The 20874-nt window shown below is 42.4% G+C and carries 24 protein-coding genes; 20 read left to right on the forward strand and 4 right to left on the reverse strand.

What is annotated here, in order from left to right:
* Positions 1-2: 2 nt before the first annotated feature.
* Complete coding sequence (locus tag P40081_RS26140; RefSeq protein WP_042139136.1) at positions 3-890, reverse strand: hypothetical protein; 888 nt, start codon at positions 888-890, stop codon at positions 3-5.
* A 276-nt stretch (positions 891-1166) separates the two neighbouring features.
* Entirely contained in the window at positions 1167-1823 is a 657-nt protein-coding gene (locus tag P40081_RS26145) for a hypothetical protein (RefSeq protein ID WP_052422012.1), read from the reverse strand.
* A gap of 181 nt (positions 1824-2004) precedes the next feature.
* On the opposite strand from P40081_RS26145, the gene P40081_RS26150 reads away from it, so the two are divergent.
* Positions 2005-3003 carry a toprim domain-containing protein gene (locus P40081_RS26150; protein ID WP_052422013.1) on the forward strand — a complete coding sequence of 333 codons (999 nt, stop codon included), beginning with the start codon at positions 2005-2007 and terminating at the stop codon, positions 3001-3003.
* Between the two features lie 173 nt (positions 3004-3176).
* On the opposite strand, the gene P40081_RS36670 is transcribed toward P40081_RS26150, so the two are convergent.
* Together P40081_RS36670 and P40081_RS26160 are read right to left on the reverse strand one after the other, a co-directional pair.
* Entirely contained in the window at positions 3177-3935 is a 759-nt protein-coding gene (locus tag P40081_RS36670) for an STM2766 family helicase-associated protein (protein WP_156118692.1), read from the reverse strand.
* A complete protein-coding gene (locus tag P40081_RS26160; RefSeq protein WP_042139137.1) occupies positions 3874-5889 on the reverse strand; it encodes an STM2767 family DEAD/DEAH box helicase in 2016 nt (671 codons plus the stop codon). Before P40081_RS26160 ends, P40081_RS36670 begins: the two co-directional genes overlap by 62 nt.
* Before the next feature lie 223 nt (positions 5890-6112).
* On the opposite strand from P40081_RS26160, the gene P40081_RS26165 reads away from it, so the two are divergent.
* The 19 genes from P40081_RS26165 (at position 6113) to P40081_RS26260 (ending at position 20853) form a co-directional block, all read left to right on the forward strand.
* On the forward strand, positions 6113-6805 hold the full coding sequence (locus P40081_RS26165; protein ID WP_156118693.1) for a hypothetical protein: 693 nt from the start codon (positions 6113-6115) through the stop codon (positions 6803-6805).
* Positions 6786-8021, forward strand: a complete 1236-nt coding sequence (mobP3, locus tag P40081_RS26170; RefSeq protein ID WP_042139139.1) for a MobP3 family relaxase — start codon at positions 6786-6788, stop codon at positions 8019-8021. The genes P40081_RS26165 and mobP3 overlap by 20 nt, the downstream gene beginning before the upstream one ends.
* A gap of 207 nt (positions 8022-8228) precedes the next feature.
* The gene (locus tag P40081_RS36675; protein ID WP_156118694.1) at positions 8229-8861 is read left to right on the forward strand and encodes a hypothetical protein; all 633 of its coding nucleotides are present in this window, start codon (positions 8229-8231) and stop codon (positions 8859-8861) included.
* A 23-nt stretch (positions 8862-8884) separates the two neighbouring features.
* Positions 8885-9592, forward strand: a complete 708-nt coding sequence (locus tag P40081_RS26180; protein ID WP_042139140.1) for a hypothetical protein — start codon at positions 8885-8887, stop codon at positions 9590-9592.
* 33 nt (positions 9593-9625) lie between these two features.
* Positions 9626-10465 (forward strand): hypothetical protein, encoded by an 840-nt coding sequence (locus tag P40081_RS26185; protein WP_042139141.1) that lies wholly within the window; start codon positions 9626-9628, stop codon positions 10463-10465.
* Positions 10462-10977, forward strand: a complete 516-nt coding sequence (locus P40081_RS26190) for a hypothetical protein (RefSeq protein WP_042139142.1) — start codon at positions 10462-10464, stop codon at positions 10975-10977. The genes P40081_RS26185 and P40081_RS26190 overlap by 4 nt, the downstream gene beginning before the upstream one ends.
* Entirely contained in the window at positions 10934-12532 is a 1599-nt protein-coding gene (locus P40081_RS26195; RefSeq protein ID WP_081970126.1) for a VirD4-like conjugal transfer protein, CD1115 family, read from the forward strand. Before P40081_RS26190 ends, P40081_RS26195 begins: the two co-directional genes overlap by 44 nt.
* Before the next feature lie 119 nt (positions 12533-12651).
* Entirely contained in the window at positions 12652-12876 is a 225-nt protein-coding gene (locus P40081_RS26200; RefSeq protein WP_197074276.1) for an Mbov_0395 family pilin-like conjugal transfer protein, read from the forward strand.
* A 65-nt stretch (positions 12877-12941) separates the two neighbouring features.
* The gene (locus P40081_RS26205) at positions 12942-13172 is read left to right on the forward strand and encodes a DUF6133 family protein (RefSeq protein WP_042139143.1); all 231 of its coding nucleotides are present in this window, start codon (positions 12942-12944) and stop codon (positions 13170-13172) included.
* Positions 13173-13226: 54 nt separating this feature from the next.
* Complete coding sequence (locus tag P40081_RS26210; RefSeq protein WP_042139144.1) at positions 13227-14063, forward strand: conjugal transfer protein TrbL family protein; 837 nt, start codon at positions 13227-13229, stop codon at positions 14061-14063.
* 4 nt (positions 14064-14067) lie between these two features.
* Positions 14068-14277 (forward strand): hypothetical protein, encoded by a 210-nt coding sequence (locus P40081_RS26215; RefSeq protein WP_042139145.1) that lies wholly within the window; start codon positions 14068-14070, stop codon positions 14275-14277.
* Positions 14278-14287: 10 nt separating this feature from the next.
* A complete protein-coding gene (locus P40081_RS26220; protein ID WP_042139146.1) occupies positions 14288-14626 on the forward strand; it encodes a hypothetical protein in 339 nt (112 codons plus the stop codon).
* Entirely contained in the window at positions 14623-15063 is a 441-nt protein-coding gene (locus P40081_RS26225; RefSeq protein WP_197074277.1) for a prepilin peptidase, read from the forward strand. Before P40081_RS26220 ends, P40081_RS26225 begins: the two co-directional genes overlap by 4 nt.
* Positions 15064-15090: 27 nt before the next feature.
* Positions 15091-15840, forward strand: coding sequence for a Flp pilus assembly protein CpaB (cpaB, locus tag P40081_RS26230; RefSeq protein WP_042139148.1), 750 nt, complete (start codon positions 15091-15093; stop codon positions 15838-15840).
* Positions 15833-16699 (forward strand): hypothetical protein, encoded by an 867-nt coding sequence (locus P40081_RS26235; protein ID WP_052422016.1) that lies wholly within the window; start codon positions 15833-15835, stop codon positions 16697-16699. Before cpaB ends, P40081_RS26235 begins: the two co-directional genes overlap by 8 nt.
* Positions 16696-18045 (forward strand): CpaF/VirB11 family protein, encoded by a 1350-nt coding sequence (locus P40081_RS26240; protein ID WP_042139149.1) that lies wholly within the window; start codon positions 16696-16698, stop codon positions 18043-18045. Before P40081_RS26235 ends, P40081_RS26240 begins: the two co-directional genes overlap by 4 nt.
* On the forward strand, positions 18042-18980 hold the full coding sequence (locus P40081_RS26245; protein ID WP_042139150.1) for a type II secretion system F family protein: 939 nt from the start codon (positions 18042-18044) through the stop codon (positions 18978-18980). The genes P40081_RS26240 and P40081_RS26245 overlap by 4 nt, the downstream gene beginning before the upstream one ends.
* Positions 18981-19212: 232 nt before the next feature.
* The gene (locus P40081_RS26255) at positions 19213-19962 is read left to right on the forward strand and encodes a JAB domain-containing protein (protein WP_042139152.1); all 750 of its coding nucleotides are present in this window, start codon (positions 19213-19215) and stop codon (positions 19960-19962) included.
* A gap of 15 nt (positions 19963-19977) precedes the next feature.
* On the forward strand, positions 19978-20853 hold the full coding sequence (locus tag P40081_RS26260) for a secretion protein F (protein WP_231575199.1): 876 nt from the start codon (positions 19978-19980) through the stop codon (positions 20851-20853).
* Positions 20854-20874 lie beyond the last annotated feature (21 nt).

A 20874-nucleotide genomic window follows, 5' to 3' on the forward strand; every position in this document is an offset into this window, starting at 1 on the left:
TGCTATTCTTCCTTTCCATAAACGAAGCTAACAAGTTTGTTAACGTCATTAATATGAATCTCAGCAACTTCTAACATTCTTTCCCCTTTATAACTTGGATGTGGTTCAAAACGTGGCATCCAGCAAACTCTTTCCGTTGGCCTTTTTGGAAATTGACCACAAATGTAACTTACACAATCATATCTATCTACATTTTTATATTCCCTATATAGTCCTCTAAGAGCTTGGATCCATACTCCCGCATCAGGATTAGATTCATAATCTTGCAAGATTTCGATTAATCGCCTTATCTCCAATGGTGCCAAATTTTTAGTACTGATTTTAACATGGGCGTCATTAATCATACCCATATCATATGCAGCTGAGCATTTTGCCTCTAGGAAAAGGATCTTTTTAATTATTCCTTTCTCCATAACAAAAGCAACACAGTCATCTCCAGTACGGCCAAATATAGCACCTTTCATATTTCCGGTTTGGCGCATCATTTCAAGCTGGTCAAAAGCGGTGTCGTGCCATCTAAAGGAGAAAACTGGTACTTTCCAATGCGCTTCGTCAAAAAGCGTCAGATTCTCAGCAATCAATCCAGAAAAAAATTCTCCAAAATACCCTTTGAGCGTTGTCAAATCAAAAAAATGAGGATATCCCTCAGCTGGATCAATTTCATCTTTCCATTCATCGAGTGGGTCTAGATTATCCTCTAAGAAACTTCGAAGCCTATATCTTGCATCATCGTGAGATTTTTGAACAAGAGTTTTTAAATCTTCGAGTACAGTTGGCCTAACTTCAGGATTCTCTCTTAGTAAATTGTGTTTATACCTTCCATTTTCACTAGAAGATACATCATTTTCCAACCATAAAGGTAAAGATGACAAATTTAATTTTGGAAGCATTTGTGTCCCACCGTTCAGATATATTAAAATTCCACACAATTTAAATTTGAAAAGTCAACATCATTCTATAAAAAGTTCAACAATACTACTGGAATACACAATGTAATTATATCCTAATTTTACATTGAATTCGTACAATTTGTTATCTAGATGTTCAAGAGCAACAAATTTACCCATTAATATAAGAAAGCAAGAAATTAGGATAATAGTAAACAAAAAAAGACAGAGGATATAAGCCTCCATCTATTCATTAATTTGTTTAAATTGCAATACTAATTAAGTGAATTTATTTCTAATATATTCGTCTGTGAATTCATACCATTTCGGTAAAAGTGCGCTGTCTATAGAATATTCAGTTACATTATTATCTTTACAATCAACTTTCCAAAGCTTTTGTTTTTTTCCTGATTGATTCCAAAGCTCGTCCACATTCTTAATGTTGGGATCAAATACAAAATAAAAATCACTTTTCCTATAATTCCTCTCCCCTTTTGTGAATTTTTCCCTGCAGGTTAAAAGAATGTATGGAACATAAGTAAACGTAAGTCCCTTATAATTCCAGACTTCTTTTTGCGTCGCAAAATCGATTAAATCTCTAAATTCTTTAGCATTCAAATTCTCGGCCATTCCTTTACATTTCTCAAATATTAGAAATGAATGTTCAGCAACCTTACCTTTAATTATTTTCCCATTTTCAAGATCAAGTTCACTGGCATTTAAATGAGCGAAGGGTCTATGATTCTTTTCTATTGTTGGACATTTCGATTCCCTATAATGAGAAAAATGAGTTTTTGTATTTTCTGATTTATCAGCTCGAATATAAATTTTCTCACCACAAACACGGCATAAACCTTCTTTTCTATTTTCGCAATTCTTTAACCAATCATCAATTCCATAAAGCTCATTAGTGACTATATCTATGGCTTCATACATTAACATCCACTCCCTTCGAATTATTATTATGCACTGTAAATTAGCAGTTTTTATCTAATGTTAATTATCTACTATTTAGATATTTTGTTCTCAAATAAAACACATGATTTCAAGGCTTTAAATGACGTTTATGTGAAATCTCTTTTTTATAGTTAAATACTATTTTCTAAGAAAAGGAGTTTTGATCATTAGAGAACTCAAATCTCTTAATCAATTACAAATCTCCCAAGCAAACAAAATCACGCTTATTGGATTTGCCAAATCCCACGGCTACATTCTTGAAAATGGCGGCCGCCGCGCTCTTCATGCAAAACACAGTGGTGGTCTTTATTTTTTCAAAGACAGCAACAAATACTATCACTTCTCCACCGATACTCATGGCGGTCCAATCGACTTTGTAATGCAATTCTGGAATATGAATTTCAAAGAAGCTGTAGCTTTTCTACTGGAGAGTGAAACCCCACGCTTCACTCCTCTCCCCCATTCTCCTCAAACAGCCGGCCAGCTCATCCTTCCAGACAAGGCATCCAACTATAGGCGAGTCGCTTGGTATCTCGTAAACGTTCGAGGAATTGACTCCGAAATAATGTCCCACCTCATGCACGAAAAAAAGCTTTATCAGCAATCCAAAACCGGAAACTGTGTTTTCATCGGATACGATCCTGATGGAATTCCTAAGTACTGTTCGATGAGAGGTTGCAACCCTAATCGCCCTTTTAAGCAGGATCGAATACATTCAGACAAAAGCTACCCATTTCTCATTCCTGGTAGTAACAACTGTAAGCGAGTCTATGTATTTGAAAGCCCCATCGACGCCATGAGCCATGCCACACTCACCAAGCTGAACGGGCTGGACTGGCGAACAGATCATCGAATCTCCCTTGGTTGCTTATCAGATAATGCCTTAGAGCGCTTCCTAACCAAATACAGTATGCATGAAATCATCTTCTGTTTAGACAACGACTATAACGCCACTTATCAAGATGGCAGCCCAGCTCCCAATTGGGGACAAGAGGCTGCCTTTAAATTTTCGGAAAAATATAAAACCTTAAGTTATCAAGTAAGCATTGAGAAACCTCAAAAAAAGGATGTAAACGAAGATTTAGCATTTTATATAACACTAGAGAAAGAAAATGAGAAGAAGAATACAAAGGATATGGAGCATGAATATGAAAGATAAAGCTGTAGGAAATGTCAATAATAATGACATTAAAAATTCAGAGGGGTTAGAGAACATAAAAAAAAACCTCGGCGATACTTTCGCACGAGGAATCTTACCGATACTTTCGGATTAATAATAATTTATCATACCAGTAGGAATTTATCAATTATAATATATTTTTTGTATTTCTATCAGTGAGAAACATAATGACAATTGGTTCTTAAATCTAATAAGTCCATAAAAGTGTTCTGTTCAAATGCTGAACTTAATCCTAATTTAAATGTAATATGATTTGTATAGTTAACATCTAGATGGTGCAAAGGGTGCAATCTACCGTTTTGATGTTCTTGATCATAATCATATCTTAAGTAACCAGGTTCGCTAAGCATTAACTCCTTCATTACTAACCAAACATTATCAATATATTTATCATTAGTCCCTTCTAATTCCTTTAAAATTTCCTCTAATACTTCGTAATGTCCTAGTAAACAATTAAAAGACATTTCTCCATCCGTACTAAACCACCCTGAGGCTGATGCACTTTTCAAGACCGAAAGTAACACGGTATCAATTTCAATTCTATTTTTTGATGAGATAAGCCTAATTGATTCCAAGCTAGGCAAATCTTCTTGTTGAATAATGAATGGAAAATTAAATGAATAATGTTTTAATAATTGTCCCTCTTCTAAGAGTGTAATAAATACTCTACTCATTTTATCGACTTTTATAATGAATTCACCAAATCCTTTATTTATTGGTTTATCTTCAATAAGTAAATAAGATGATATTTCAAACAGAACTTTTAGAACATCATCTTTATCTCTCAATGGTTTTGATAACAATTCTCTTAGGTTTTCTGTTATATAATACTGATAGAATTTGCTCATATCAAAGTAGTCCTTTATTAGACTCAATGATCTTTCTGATGCGCTCTTCATCATTGCTATCATGAAGTACTACTCCAACTATTTGTTTTAAGCTATCCCTTTTCTCTTGAGGAATTTTGAGATCATCAAAAATTTCCGTGATAATCTCATTTTGAGATTTATATTTTCTGTCTTGCAAAATAATCGGTTCTTCGCTAGTCATAATTTCATTAGCTTTAGGTTTGAACACTTTCAAGGTGTTGGTTTTTAAAATAGCATCCAATCCAGTCTCGATATTAATAATTTCCGGAGAGTTGTGTTCGTTAACTACTAAGTAAGATGTTATAAAAGATCTTGTTAAAGTCATATACAAGGTATTTCTAAATGTAGTACTTTTCGTCATTGACATATTTGCGATGCAAATTAAGAACGGAAACTCTAGACCTTTAATATTATATCTATTACTCACAAACACATGATCTTTTACTATTTCTTTTTGTTGATACGCTATATTTGTCGCCCATCCAAACTCATTACTTATCCTAACTGCTAAAGAATCAATATAAGTATAATTTACATCTTCTTGATTTAAAAACACTATTGCTATATCATCTGGCTTCACTGTATTATGATTAGTTTTGATCTCTTTAATGATGTTCATAACATCAGATCTAAAATCCATATTAGCTATTTTCACAATTTTTGTCGCAGCAACTTCATATACTTCCGCATCTTCAAATCTTCTAACTGGCTCTCTAGTTAGATTATATTCTTCATTATTCCCTACTGTTTTTGATTCGAATTTGTATCCACAAGCTTCCCATTCTTCATCATTTAACCATCTTATAGCAGGTCTTTCAAACAATCCCATGCCGACGGCATGTGCGAACATTAAAGTCTTAGGGTCTGTACGATAACATCTATTGAGCAAATAATCTGGATGAACTTCTTTTAAATCATTATCTGTTATATTTTGAAAAATATCTCCAGCAATAAATACAGCATTTTCGACTACTAACTCACATAATTCAAAAAACTCATCAGGGAAATCTTGACTTTCATCGATTAGAATATAGTTGAAACAAGGAGGAATACTCCCTAATGCTTTTAAATCTTTAACTGCTTGTCTGCATACATTTTTAAAGCTACTTCCATTCCTTGAAAATCTGTAAAATGGAATACTGTAGGTATTACAAATATAAGAATATAAGCCCGTAGTTTTGTTAGCTTCCGAACCCCAACTAGGAAATACCCATAGTCTCTTATTCCATTCAATCTGTTCCTCTACTTTCATAAAATCAAAAAACTTAGGAATTCTATTTTTCAAACTAGAATTCAAAGTTTTACTATGACAAGTAAATGCAATTTTATTTTCTTCACCATTTGTGTATAACTCTTTCAATTTGTGCAGTAACAGCTCAGTTTTTCCCGTTCCAGCTAATCCCTGAATTGTAATTCTGTTTTTATTGACTTTTTCAAAAATAAATCTTGTTTGATCACCATCAAACAAGACAATCTTCTGTCTAACTTTATCTAACAAATTTTCAGGGGTTTCAAGGCCAACCTGCTCTATTGAGTTGATACTATTGATAATTAAAGAAATAATTAAATCTGATTTTCTTTGACCTTCAGTTTCTTCAAATTTAACACCTCTTAAAAACTCGCCTATATTATCTAGATCAATTTCACTTAAATTTTTAACTTCAGTATAATTTCTTCGCCATTTTCTTGTTGCCCCAAGAATACTATTATATTCAAATCTTAAAGATCTATAGGTTAATTCCTCAATAAAATCCTCTATGTAATCATCTAATTCATCGCTGGTTGGATCTCCAAAATTCAAGAAAACAATTTTATGCCCAGGAATTAATAATACAACCGCTCTATCATAGGCATAGTCAAATTTACTAACGCCTAATGGCCGGTCTACAACATACGTCTGTATACAGTTATCGTTAGCATATCCCTTAATGGCGTTAAACCATTTTTTATCCTCCCAATTATTTGATAACTGTTTAAAAAAATAGCTGTTTTCCATTTTCTCCTCCTATTAAACCCTAAAATCAAACATTGATTCCACATCACTGGATGCTTGAGTTTCTTATCAAAGATTAAGCTTATACACTTTGCTTAAATAACTTTTGATCATTTTATTATCCCTAACTACATTCTATTATAATCAAAAAAATTCAATTACATAACACAAATTATCTAGCATGGTTTGAGAAATCTCTGAAAAAATAATAGGAGAGAAAATGAACATGACCCTCAATTATTTTCCTCATTGGATAAGAGAACTACCGTCCCACCACCAAAGGGCACCGCCCGATGGTGGTGGTGTAAAGGCAGGAATAGCAAAATGTCATTTTGCTAGAAAACAGCGTGGAAGCAGAGCTTCCACCGACATTTCTAGTGATTTTCACCCGGTAAACGAATGTCGCATAAGAGTATCCCAAAGGGAAGGAGATGCCATGGCACAAGCTGAGAAAACCGTACAGATCACCGTCAAGCTCCCAAAGAAACAATATGAAGCGTTGAAAAAATACGCGGCTACTAAGCATCTCAGTATGGCAGATATCGTACGGGCCTTTATTCAAAAGGGGATGTCTGTTGATGCCTATACCGAAGAGATTGATTTCATCACCACCATTATCCGTCAGGAGATCACTATTGCCATCAATGGTTTGAGCAACCGGTTAGCCGGATTGGCTAGCAAAGACCTCATCATGTCAGCCGCTTCTTATTATTCCACCATTGCTATCATTGCGGATTTAATCGATGTGAATCGTTACACTACTTTCCGGGAGATTGAGAAGAAGGCTCGGCAGCTTGCGGTGGAATACATGAAGATGAAGCTCACTGATGTGGAGAAGCTATTCCTCTCCGGTGATGGTTTCGAGCAGGATGCTGAGCGACTGCGCGGAGGCGATATCGATGTCGGCTCTGATCTATAAGCAACGCTTCTTCCATCCCAATAAGCCCAAAACTGCAGTCAGCAATTACTGTCATATTGGTTATATCGCCACCCGCCCAGGTGCAGTTCGGCATGATGCGAAAAACCATGGTCTATTCGGAAAACTAAAGCCCGGCGAGATGCAGATATTTGATTCCTGGCAAGAAGTCGCACGAACTGTCCGAGATATTTCGCAGCAAGGCAAAAACATGTTTCGTGGCATTATTTCTTTCCGCAGAGAAACTGCAATGGAACTAGGACTATCAAACTTCACAGCATGGCAGCAGTATATCGAGCAGCACATTGCCACACTTGCAGCCCAAAACCAGATTAAAACAGAGAACCTTTGTTGGGCTGCCGCCTTTCATAACGAAATAGATCATCCTCATCTTCATGTAGTATTTTGGGATAAGAAACAAGAAATCATGAAGAACTTCACTTCCCCCGAAATCCCCAATCGTATTCGCAAACAGCTGATTAAAGACACGTTCGCTTATAAAATCAAACAATTTATTGCCAAGCGGGATCAGGCCAAATCTGGAGTATCCGAAATTACCGATCAATTGGTAGCAGAATTTGAGAACTATCTGAAGCAGTTGAATCCAAAAGCATTTCGAGCATTCCAGCAGCGGTTCGAAATTGACGATGAAGACTCTCTTCTCCTCTTTCCTAAACATCATTTGGTGGAGCCCTCTTCTGTCAAGAAGTTGGCTGAACAGCTTTTTCAATTGCGTCAACAAATGCCGAAATCCGGACGACTTGCGTACAAGCTGTTGCCTCCTGAATCGAAAACACTGCTGGATAAGTTTGTACAGAACATCTTGCAAGAGAATCGCTATCTGGCTCAGATGGTAGATGATTACGTTGAGGCAAAAATGAACCTGGCCATGCTTTATGATTCTAATCCAAATCATTTGAACAGGCAGCGTGCGAAGTATCAAGCTGAAGCAGAGAAACGTATCGCCAACCGCATCCTCTCCACAGTTCGTACCATCATCCATCTTGAGAAGGATGTCAATTATAATATCAAACAAGCTAATTGGCAGTATGCCATGACAGAGCAATTAGTGCTTGAGCTGCTTAACCTGATGGAAGGTTTGACGATGAATGCCCAAATGGATTACGACGACAAAAGCAAGCTAATGGGCGGTGACTTATCGAAGCAGGCTAAGAAAGAATGGCTTCTTCGGAATAAGGATAAAGGATTCGATAGGTAGTGTGAGTCTCCAACCACATCGAAGGGAATGATCAAATGTTTTTTACCAATGGAAAGCTGCAATCGTTTGAGAAACTGATGCGTCAAACTCCACGAAAACATCGACCATCTTCAGAAGACAAACCGAATCAACAATCTCAAGTAATTCCTTCTCAGGAGAGTCCATCTCAGCTCAAGGAACAATCGGCCAATGGAGATCAATAATCGAATGAAAGAGGTGCTGGAAGCAGAACTCTTAAGTTTGGGTTTTAATATCCAGCGTGAATCGTCCTCCGTTCTCTCCGTTCTTCAAAAGAATGACCCTATCGGATTTATTCATGATAATGGTGAAATTCATTATCCAGCTAATGTCGAAGCTGCACTCGCTCACCTGATTCCAAGCATTGTCGGAAAGGTCTGGGAGATAGAGACTACCTACCATAATGCTACCCAGCTTGGAATCTCCAGTTTGGGTAGTTACCGCAGTATGCTGGAATATAACCATCATGTATTAGCCGGTCGCTACGATGGGGACGGTGAGTTTCGCTTTGTTACGTGGGAGATGAATAACGAGCGGACTGGATTTGCCATGGGCCATTATTTTTATCGCAATGAATATGAGAAGGCTAAGGACGATTTTCTAATGCGAAGTGGATTACTCGACAAGGGTAGATTGTTTGAAACCGATCAGCTTAGTTCGCTTTACGCTGCCCTTCTCTATCGTAGTATTAATGATTCCACACTTGGGTATAACGAAAAGCAATCCGTTGACCATCTTCTACAGAAAATCGAGTCATTGACTCCCCCTTCTCCCAGTCTCCTCTATCCCCAAATACAAGCTGAACTGGATCTCGAACAGTAGCCTTCTTGAAAGGTGTGCCTCAAATGAAAAGTAAAAGCGAATTTTATAAAAGCTTTTTTGCTGCCCTATCCCAGCAAGGGATTGAGGTTCGGCGTTCCACATCCGCGGACTATTTAGCAGATCTATATCAGAAGGATCAGATCATTGCCTTCTATACACGGATGGACAGCATTGAACGCAATCCTTTTGTTACTGTCTCAGATCGTCTTATGAGCAGCATTTCAGACCTGGCACGAAAAACAGCCCTGCAGCTGGGGGTTTGTACGGAAAAGCCATACACCGATAAGGATGAGAAAATCACAAACGGTGTCTACAAGCTTAGTGAATACGGGGACGTCATTCTGGCTTGCAAACATCATCCTCTATTCGAATATGTATTTTCGACCTACCGTCTTGCTCCAGAGAATGGAATACCGGTGCAACGCCAATATTTCTATGACAGAAATGAGGCGATGGAGAACTTTGCCGTCCGCAGCGGTCTGGTAGATGGTAAGAAACTATTCAGCGAAAATGAGCTTATCCTCATTCATGATGAGATGGTCAAGTTCCTCATCAGTCCCAACGACAAGACGATGGAGCAATTCGAACAGGTCCAGATCCTGATTGACCGATTGGAGGAACTACTGCCCGAGCTTAAAGATCGGGAAATCCACCTGAACTACGAACATGAATTTAGTCATGACTTTGACGGTAACTCGGAGACGCTCGAAATTACCGAAGATGCTCGGTAACAACTCATCTTTGTTATAGAAGGAAGTGAGTCCATGCCTCAGCCCGAAAGCTCGATATGGGGTAATATTTTAACCTGCGCGGAAATTGGTCTGCATGTGTACGGCATGATGGCCGAACACAATAGCGGTATTGTTGTGGATGCTGATTATGCCAAAGAAGTACTCAGTGAAGAAGCGTTGCAAGCTGGAGAGTCACAAGGTGATCATATCTATTTCGACGACGCCAAAAGTATCATTCCTGCTTATGAACTGCTCAAGAAGGATGCCATTACGGATCCGGAATTCAAAGAATGGTGCGGCTCGCCAGAAAAGTTGGCCCAGGATGGAGAGTTTTTTGCTCCAGAGTATTTTGGAGGAATGACCCCACCAGCAACTACACCATGGGGAGACATTACGGAGAGCCAAGAGTTCTACAATGGGATCTCCATGGTGAATCATGACGGAGAGTGGGCACTCGCGGTACATCAAACGATCGCAAAGCACTGTCTGTCGGAGATGGCACATGAAGTAGCAGCTGGTCAAGAAAACTATCTCTTTTATCCACTCGATGCTTGCTCCATTCCGGTTTATGAATTGTCCGCTTCTCACCCTACTATGCTGGAACAAATTATCAACGAGGATAGCCTGGTGCATACCTTATGCGAGGACCATCCCGTCTATGTAACAATGCATAATCTTCATGTTGAAGAATGGGGCCGTATTTATGATCAGCCGGCACCCAGATCGCTCTTTCTACAAATACAGCTGGATCAGGAAGCCCGCTTCCCTGCTCCAGAACAGTATGATAACTTCCCACAATCCCATCAAGATTCAATTTCCTTACGAGAACGACCTGATATCTTTTTTGAACCCACAGAGGAGCCTGAGTGGTGAAAACGAAACAAAAGCTGCTGCTTTGCACTCTTTTAATAACCATCGGTTCCATCTTTAATCTTTTCTTCTCTACGGCCCTGCATGGTGCCTTATCCGGTTCAACTTCAACTCTCACTGTCCCCTCCCTAAATACAAGCCTAGGTAGTCTTATTTCTAGCAGAGTTCACTTTCTGCTCTATCTTTGTCTTCAAGGATTTACTCTACTCCTGTCCGCCCTCTTTATCGCCTCCAATAACCGGCCTTATCAAAGCAAACTGAAGCAAATTGCACCCGGGATTGAAACACCTGTAGTGGTGGGACAAAATCAGCATGGTTCCGCACGATGGCTCCTAGAAGAGGAATGGGCTCATGCCTTCGACTGCGAATTGCTCGATTTGCAGCATCCCTATATTCGCCAATTGATTCAATCCGGTTACGACGACCTGCATTTCCGACGAACCGATCTGAAGGAGGACTTTCACCGTGAGGATGCTTCATCCGAAGTCTATTCCGAAAGTGAACACCGCGGTTAACCATCCTCGCCGAGCTGCAGCACCACCTCTGATCCAATCGGGTGGTATTGTCCTAGGATTACAACAAGCACGAAACCATGAGCGTCTTTTCTTTATAGGGGACGATGTTCATTCTCTCTGTATCGGCGCGACGCGCAGCGGGAAATCTCGAACAGTGGTCCTTCAATCCATCGGACTCTTGGCATTAGCCGGAGAGTCATTGGTTATCTCTGATCCGAAAGCAGAGCTATTTCATTATAGTAGCGTCCTGCTGGAGAAGCTGGGTTACGAAGTAATTGCTCTCGATTTCCGCCATCCTGAAAAGAGCCACCATTACAATCTGCTTCAGCCTATCATTGACGCGACGCTGGCTGGAGACCAAGAGCAAGCAGAAATGCTCGCTTGGGACATGACGAACGTGCTGGTAGGCAAAGCTCAGGGTGAAAAAATCTGGACCAACGGAGAAATGTCGGTCATCGCCGCCTCGATCCTCAGTGTCGTGTGGGATAACGTCAAGCGCCCGGAGTTTCAAAATATGACCAATGTCTACTGGTTTCTAGCGGAGATGAACAAACAAATCGGCAACAAAACACCGATGCAGGAGTACATTAAGCGGTTGCCTCAGAACCATCCTGCTCGGTCTCTGCTCAGCATCTCCGACATTGCTCCCTCCCGCACCAAAGGTAGTTTCTATACCTCAGCGTTGACCACATTGCGCCTCTTCACCTCCAAATCCATTTATGCCATAACACATAAAAGCGACTTTTCTTTAGCCGACATCGGCAATAAGAAACAGGCGCTTTTTATTATCCTCCCCGATGAGAAGACAACCTTTTATCCTGTGGCTTCGCTTATGGTATCCCAGTTGTACGAACTGTTAACTACCGAAGCAGACAAACGTGGAGGACGCTTAAAACAACGGGTCAATTTTATCCTTGATGAGTTTGGTAACTTTACGCCCATTGCCGATTTCACAAATAAGTTGACGGTCGGCGGCGGGCGTGGAATGCGCTTTAACCTATTTCTACAGAGTTTCGAACAATTGAAAGAAAAATACGACGACCATGTAGCCAATACGATCAAATCCAATTGTCAGACTTGGATATATCTACAGGCTGACGATTTAGAGACGCTGCGGGAAGTCAGTGAAAAGCTTGGGACATATACAACGTCCAGTTACCAGCTATCTGCATCGCATGGCAAATATTCGACGCCCAGCACTTCACACAGCTTAAATCTGCTTGAGCGTAAGTTATTAACGGTAGACGAGGTGCACCGTGTCTCACGCCCTTATCAGATTGTACTTTCTCGTTCTCATCCCGCAATGATGTATTCTCCCGATTTATCCTCCTGGGCATTTAACGCAATGATGGGCCTTGGAGACAAGGAGCACAATCGCCAAGTAAGGGAAGAACGAGAAATGCGGCGAATCGTACGAACGAATACGAATGAGGAGGTGAAACTTTGGAACATTTGGATCTACTATCAGAAAGACATTACCCGGCAGATAGCCGAACAACGGCAACAAGCAGCCGCTCAAAGCGGATTCTTCCCTCCGGGTTCAGACGACGATTAAGATCCGGCCGCTATTCTTCGATTATACGAACTGCAGCAGCAGTACTATTTACGCTTTATTACAATTGGTTTGAATCCGCATCTGCTTATGCTTCCGGCGACATTAAGGGTAGCAAGCTGGTGACCGGGACTGAGAAATTAATCGGTGATGTTACAACTTGGCTGATGATTCTAGCTCCGGTTGTTTCCGGTTTGCTCATTGTTTATTTTAGTATCCGGCGCTCTGCGGCTGATGAGATGGACACTAAAAAGTGGAACAACCGTATCATTGTTGCCGTTGTATCTTGCATTGGTGCAGTACTCGGCGCAGCCACCCTTAATATCATTATTGGCTACTACAAGTAAAAAGAGCTTGCTGACCATAGCAGGCTCTTTTCTATGCTCACATTGAATTCTGGAGGTTATGAATAATGAAAAAATGGATGCAGGTTGTACCGAAGAAATTCGCTCACATGAGGAGCAATGCAAAGACAGTAATTAGCAACCGTAGCGGGGAAGGGTTCGTGGATACGGCTGTAAAGATCCTGATGGCCGTTGTGATCGGAGCACTCGTTTTAGGCGGTCTGTATCTGCTGTTTGAAGGAACCATCCTGCCCACACTTACTCAGCGAATCAAGGAGATGTTCAACTACAAAGGTTAAGCAGCCTTCAGTGGAAGCGGCGGTCACGCCGCTTCTCTTAGAAAGGAGGAACAGATGGAAAAGATCTTACTGCTGCTCGTCGTTGCTCTGCTTAACGGGGCGCTAATCTATATGGACACCTTATTAAAAGATATCCTTCCCATCTCCTTATATGCAGAGAAATACATGACCCTCACAACCGGCACGAATCTATTGGAAAGCTTGTACGATATTTTGTTTGGCTTTGGAGTTGCAGTGATGATTCTCAAATTTCTGAAAAAGGGCTTTGAGATTTATGTACTGTGGACCGATGGGGATCCGGATGAAGAACCGCTGTTTCTACTAACCAATTTTTTCAGGGCAATGGCTGTTGCCATTTGTTTTCCCACCATCTATACCTGGATCGGTCAAATGGTTGAAGAGCTAACCAATCAGTTACTGGTCGTTATCGGACAATCGACCGACTACAACTGGCAGGCATGGGTTAACAGCATCAGCTCACTCGGACTTGTGACAGCACTATTTGGATTGGTCTTCGTGGTTTGTTTCTTCATCCTGTATTTCCAGTTTCTAATGCGCGGACTCGAAATGTTTATCCTTCGTGTTGGTATTCCGCTAGCCTGCGCTGGATTACTGGATAATGACCGTGGTGTGTTCCGTGCCTATACCCAGAAATTTGTGCAATCCATGTTGACGGTAGTCATTCAAATCGCCTTAGCCAAACTAGGTGTGGGACTGATGCTGCAATCCCATGTCTTCTGGGGACTAGCCTGTATGATGCTCGCGATCAAGACACCACGCTTCCTCTCCGATTTCTTAATTACATCAGGTGGCGGTGGCGGGGTTGTAAACAATATCTATCACTCCGTCAAACTCGTAGGGATGGCCCGCAAAATGACGAAGGCCGGGTGACTGAATGGATACCCTGGAGGAGTTGGCACAAGCTCTTATCGCCTTAATCCGACTTGGCTGCGCCTGTCGCTTGGTGTATTGCATGGTACGTCTGGCTGGAGCTGACGAGGAAGCGGCGAAATACAAGAAGCGCAGCCGAAACGTGGTACTGTTTTACATTCTTGCCGAAAGCATCTGGCAGGTGAAGGATATCATTCTGTTCTATTACCAGTAGGAGGCATGAGATGACTCAAGAATCGCAAACGCTGTATATTCCGATGGGTGTGAAGCCGGAAGCCGAATGGTTTCCCGGTTTTGGCAAACAGCAATTAGGTCAGGCCTTTATCGGTTCATTGCTCACTGTACTTCTGGCGCTATTACTGTGGCTGATCAATGGCAGTGTGCCGATGGCCTTAGTTACTTTCTTAACCGGTGTTTCCGCCTCAGTGATGATGACCACGAAAGACCGAAATAATTTGTCTGTTCTCGATCAAGTACGCTTTATGGTTCGCTTTGCCAAAAGCCAAAAGGTATACCCCTACAGAACTCTACCTGAATGGCCGTGGCAGGAGGAGCAACTTTGAGTCTGTCCCTAAATATCATCCTTCTGAAAGGTTTACTTCTTACCTTGCTCCTGACTTATGCCAGCATTCAGGATGTGAAAACTCGCCAGATCCCTGATTCTCTTTCCGTAGTTATTACCACTCTAGGATTCATACACTTCTCTCCTCTTTTCTCCTTATCCGGGATGCTCCTTACTGGCATACCGTACCTTGTTGCGGCTGTAATCTCCAAAGGCAAGCTCGGAGGCGGTGATATCAAACTTATGGCAGCCTGTGGCTTTGTGCTAGGTCCTGTAGGTGGCACGATTCAAAGCATCATTGGATTAACACTTGTTCTATTCACTGCTGCAGGTATCGGCATCAAATCCGGTTATCAATCTGCTAATCAAACTTCTCTGCCGCTGGCTCCCTTTTTATCTGTCGGCGGTCTTTTTGCGTTTATCATGCTCCAACTCTAAACCCTTCCTCAGGAGGTCTTGTCTTTTATGCACAGATTTAAAAATCGTTCTGTATTAGGAGCAGCTTGTATTCTACTCTCCCTCATCATTTGTTTTGGTATTGCACCACTCTTAAACCGTGCAGCCAGCGATACCACTCCAATCATCCGTATTACCAAGGATGTTGCCAAAGGCTCGATAATTCAGTCTGAACAGGTAGAAACCGTTGAGGTAGGAAAGCTCCATTTGCCTGAAGCTGTTCTCAAAGCGACGGAGACCGTCGTTGGACAATATGCGGCGGTGGATCTCAAAAGCGGCGACTATTTGCTCCCTGCCAAGTTATCTGCTGATCCACTAGATGCTTACCTCAATCGACTGGATGGGCACAAACAAGCCTTGTCCGTCACAATTAAGAGCCTTGCAGCAGGCCTATCCGGGAAACTTCAACCTGGAGATATCGTAACCCTTATCGCTTCAGATTACGGAGAAATGCGTACGACTACCATGCCTCCAGAGTTGCAATATGTTGAAGTATTGGCTGTCACTGCAAGCAGCGGACTGGACGCCCAAACAGGTACTAACGTCACCGCTGAAGACGATGAGGAAAATGAACTCCCTTCGACCCTAACCTTACTTGTCCAACCGCAGCAGGCTCAACTTTTAGCCGATCTTGAGAATAAAGCTAAGCTGCATACGTCCCTCGTGTACCGCGGCGCTCCTGCTACCGCCAAAGCTTTTACCGACAAACAAGATGCTTACTTTACAGCCCAGCAAAAGAAAGGAGAGGCAAATGAGTAATAAACCGTTGATCGCTGTTTGGGGCAATCCCGGTAGCGGCAAGACCGTAACGACGATCAAGCTGGCGAAAGCCTTTGCCGCTAAAAAGAAAAATGTTCTGATTCTTTGCTGCGATGCCCTTTGCCCCTCCGCTTCCACAATCCTGCCGCAAGCCGCCAAGCAACAACGCTCCCTAGGCGAACTGCTCAGTCTGCCTGCGCTAACTCAAGAAGAATTACTACGGTTTGCTCTACCACTGGATGGTTCTCCTCATGTTGCTCTGATTGGTTACAAAAAAGGGGACACCGCTTTTATGTATGCTTCTTACGACAGAGAACGAGCAGTTGATCTTCTAACGTTGGCAAGACATCTAGCAGATGTGATATTGGTTGACTGCTCCAGCTATCTGTCCGCTGATCCCCTTTCCACGGTAGCACTGGAACTGGCCGATACCGTCTATCGGTTACACAGTTGTGAGCTGAAAAGCCTGATGTTCTACGCTTCCTATTTGCCATTGTTGACGGATATGCGGTTTCGCCGTTCTTTGAATGTCTCTGTGTTATCCAATGTTAAAGCAGGGCAAGACGAACGGGAATACAGTCAAGTTTTCGGGGGGATTGAACTAATCCTTCCCTATGTGACTGAGCTAGAGCAACAAACGTCAGATGCCCGGCTGCTCGATGACCTATCTGGCAAAGAAGCAAAGACCTATCTCAGTGGTGTGGAACATTTGATTCAACTGGCTTTACCGGAAGAACACCCGCATGTAGCGAAGTCAAAAGATAAATCCTCTACAACTCCAATCCGTAATCCGACAACTTTAAATCTCCTCAATTGGCTGAAATCATTCCTACCAAAACGCCGAGGTGATGGTCAATGAATCAAGCTTCTTCACTATTTTTCTCTGCTACTCAGTCCAAGCCCTTTACGGATGTGTTAAAGGAAGTTCAGACTTATCTTTCCGGGAAATATGCCACACTAATGAGCCGCCATCCTGAGGAACAAAAACAGCAGATCATTTCCTATATGAGTCAATATCTAACCGACCAACGGCTACATGTGCCAGGACTGACATTTGAGGAACTAATCAATCGACTGTATGCCGAGATGGTGGAGTATTCCTTTTTAACCCGTTACCTTTTTTCAAGAGATGTCGAAGAAATCAATATCAACAGCTACAATGACGTGAAAATCAGCTATACAGATGGACGCATACTCCCAGCTGAAGAACAGTTTTCTTCACCAGAGCATGCGGTGGATGTCATAAGGCGGCTACTGCATCAGTCTGGTATGATCCTGGATTATTCTCAGCCCATTGTCCGGGGTCATCTGGCCAACAATATTCGCATTACCGTGTTCGGTGCTCCCATTACAGATAAAGATAAAGGGATTGCTGCTTCCATACGGATCATTAACCCTCAGAAGTTAGCCCGAGAGGATTTTATTCAGAATGAAACAGCGACCGCGGAAATGCTGGACTTCCTTAGCATCTGTCTAAGGTATGGGTTATCCATGTGCGTCACTGGAGCCACCGGCAGCGGGAAAACAACCTTGATGAGCTGGCTGCTATCCACGATCCCCTTTGACAAACGTATCTTCACGATTGAGAATGATTGCCGTGAGTTTGATCTGGTCATTACCGACGAAAACGGCTGCGTTCTGAACAATGTGGTGCATACTGTGACACGCTCCAGCGAAGACCCCCGCCAGCATATCGATCAGGAAAAACTTCTGGAATTCGCCCTGACTGCAAACCCCGATATTATTTGCGTCGGAGAAATGAAATCTGCTGAAGCTTTTGCTTCCCAAGAAGCAGCTCGAACTGGTCATACCGTGATTACCACTACCCATGCAAATTCTTGTTTTGCTACCTACTACCGGATGGTGACGCTCTGTACCCAGAAATACGATATGAATGACCAGACCCTGTACAACCTGGTAACAGAAGCTTTTCCACTCATTTTGTTTGTGAAGAAACTCGAGGACAATACCCGCAGGATGATGGAAATCACAGAATGCTGCATACTCCCAGATGGTCAGCGTGTCATTCATACGCTATTCCGGTTTGCCGTCCATGCTACTTACGAAGAAGCCGGCCGTATTTGCATCGACGGCGCTTATGAGAAGGTTCGTGACATTTCCATCGGCCTACAGAAACGGTTGCTCGAAAACGGTTTGCCCTTGTCCTCATTGCAACGTTTGTTATCTGGAGGTGAAGCCTCATGACGTTTATGCTGCTGTTAGCCTCTATCGGTTTAACTGCAGGCTGCATGTTGATCCTTCAACTCACTCCTTACACATTAGCCCAAGAACTCTCCGAACTACTCTCCCATTTGTCTATTCGAAATCAATCACTAGCAAAACGGATCCGTGCTGTTCAGCACCCAAAGAAACTTAAAGGCTGGCGAGCTACAGTACATGAAGCCCAAGCTATTCTAGAACAGACGGGTCATGGTCAACGGTTTGGTTTGCTTATCACCGGTTCCTTATCTTTAGCAATTATAGGAGCTATGCTGGCAATCCTCCTGAACAACTTGTGGTTGTTACCCGTAATGGCTGGGGGATTTGCCCTACTCCCTTTTTGGAGTGTCTTATTCAGCTCTACCTTCTACAAGAAGCAGCTTGGTAGTGAACTAGAAACGGCTCTCTCAGTCATTACCACCTCCTACCTGCGCAACGAGAATATTCTGGCAGCGATTGAAGAAAATCTCCCTTACTTGAATCCTCCCGTAGCAGACGTATTTCAAGCGTTCCTAGCTGAAACGAAACTGATTCATGCCAACCTCAGACTGGCGATTCTACAGCTTAAAGGACGGATTAATAATACCGTCTTTCAAGAGTGGTGTGATGCCCTGATTGCCTGTCAGGACGATCGAACGTTGAAATCCACACTCATGCCCATTGTCGCCAAATTATCCGATATGCGTGTTGTCTCGGCGGAGCTTGACTATTTACTCTATGAGCCGTTAAAAGAATTTCTAACCATGGCTATCCTACTTGTCGGCAATATTCCCTTACTTTATTTTCTGAATCGCGACTGGTTCCATACATTGACTACCAGCACTCCTGGGCATATCGTGCTTTCAATCTGCGCTTTTGCGCTGTTTGTCTCACTGGCAGCAGTGATCCGGCTTACACGTCCTCTGGAATACAAACGGTAAGAAAGGAGAATTCAAATGCACGATTCTATTCGGTTACTAGGCAATTTGATTGAGGCATCCCCGCAAGAGCAGATCATCTTACAATCCCTGATTGAGGAATACGGGTTCCATAACTTTTGGGACCGGTTCGAGGAAGAGAAACTGTCTGGCGATTTGAAAAGCAAGCTGCAGGCAGTAAGGAAGCTCCTACATGCCTTGGAGCCAGTCCCATCTCCTGAAAGGAGCGAATCCGATGGGCCAAGACACCCTTGATAAGAGAATGGTCAAAGATTATATCCAATCCCTTCATCAGTTAACGGGAATTCCACTCGATAAATTAGAGGACTATGGAAATACCAATAGCCTAATGAATGCTCTGGAGCATCCCCATTCTTTGGAACTCACTTCAACGCAACTACAGAAAGTTGAGCAGCTTAATGAATTTCTTATCTCCCATCGTGTTCTGCAATGGGAAGTGGAGAATATACAGCGAAAAATCACCTCTCCAGAGCTAGCAGGAAGCTACTTCTCCGCATTTTTACATGGGCTACGGGATCGCGAACGCTTCATAGTCGCCTTCTTAGATAATGGTAACCATGTGATTGAAACACGGATTATTTCTGAAGGTGGTCTCACTGAAGCCCCTGTGTATCCCCGCAATATTTTAAAGGCTGCGCTGAATTGTGACTGCACTTCCATCATAATGGCGCATAACCATCCGGGCGGAAGCCTGAAGCCATCCTGGGAAGATATCGAGATGACCAAACGAATAGTTGCGATCTTCGAACCGCTTCACATTGGTATTATGGATCACATCATTATTGGTAATGCAGGCTTTACTTCATTGACACAGATGGGGAAATTGCCGAAATCAGCTGAAGAGGCGATTAGTTATGAGGCCATCACCCTCAAAAGTCTGGAGGAAGTCGAACCGTATATTCACGCTCCTTACCCGGAGCCTGCATGGGATGGTGTAGTGCGTGAGGAAGAATGGGAGCGCTAATGGAGGTGACTGTCTATGATGTCCGGATTACTAATGTTCATTGGTTTGTTTTTCGCTGCTGGATCTTATCTCGTTATCACAGACCTAATTAAACTTCCTACACTTGCTGCCTCAAAGGCAGTCATTCAGGTCGCACGAACTGGGAAGAAAAGCAGTTCTACATTCGACACTCTCATCTTTCGTATGTCTTCCTGGCTAGCTCCTAAACTTCCACTGAACGATTACTATAAACGCAAAACTGCTGCGACCCTTCAGTCAGCTGGCATTCCACTAACCCCGCAAGCCTATGTAGCTCATTCCATTGTAAAAGCAGGTCTGATTTTGGGTGGAGGATTAGTCAGTCTGCCAATTTTACCGCTGATTTCACCACTCTTTATCTTTTTGGCGATCGCTGTGTACTTCAAAAACATAAGTGCGGCAAGTGAATCTGTTCGCAAAAAAAGAGAAGAAATTGAAGCCGAACTCCCCCGGTTTGTAGCTACTATCGCGCAGGAACTTAAAGCCACCAGAGACGTGCTGCGAATGCTTGAGTTCTACGCCAAAAATGCCGGTAGCAGCTTGCAGAGCGAATTATTTATTACTATAGCGGACATAAAGAGCGGCAATCAGGAGACGGCCATGCTGAGGCTCGAGACACGTATTGGCAGCACGATGTTATCGGATATTGTACGGGGGTTACTAGCCGTATTGCGTGGTGATCAGGGAGTTGTCTATTTTGAAATGCTCGCACATGACTTCAAATTGGTAGAGATTCAGCGACTCAAGCTTATTGCAATGAAGCGTCCAGGCAAAGTACGCAAGTATTCATTCTATATGCTCGGCTGCTTTATGCTGATGTACATTGTCATTTTGGGCATGGAGATCATGAGGGCGATGGGCAAGTTATTCTGATGCATACCATCCAGAAGGAAG

The sequence above is a fragment of the Paenibacillus sp. FSL P4-0081 genome, assembly GCF_000758565.1.
GTDB lineage: Bacteria > Bacillota > Bacilli > Paenibacillales > Paenibacillaceae > Paenibacillus_AQ > Paenibacillus_AQ phytohabitans.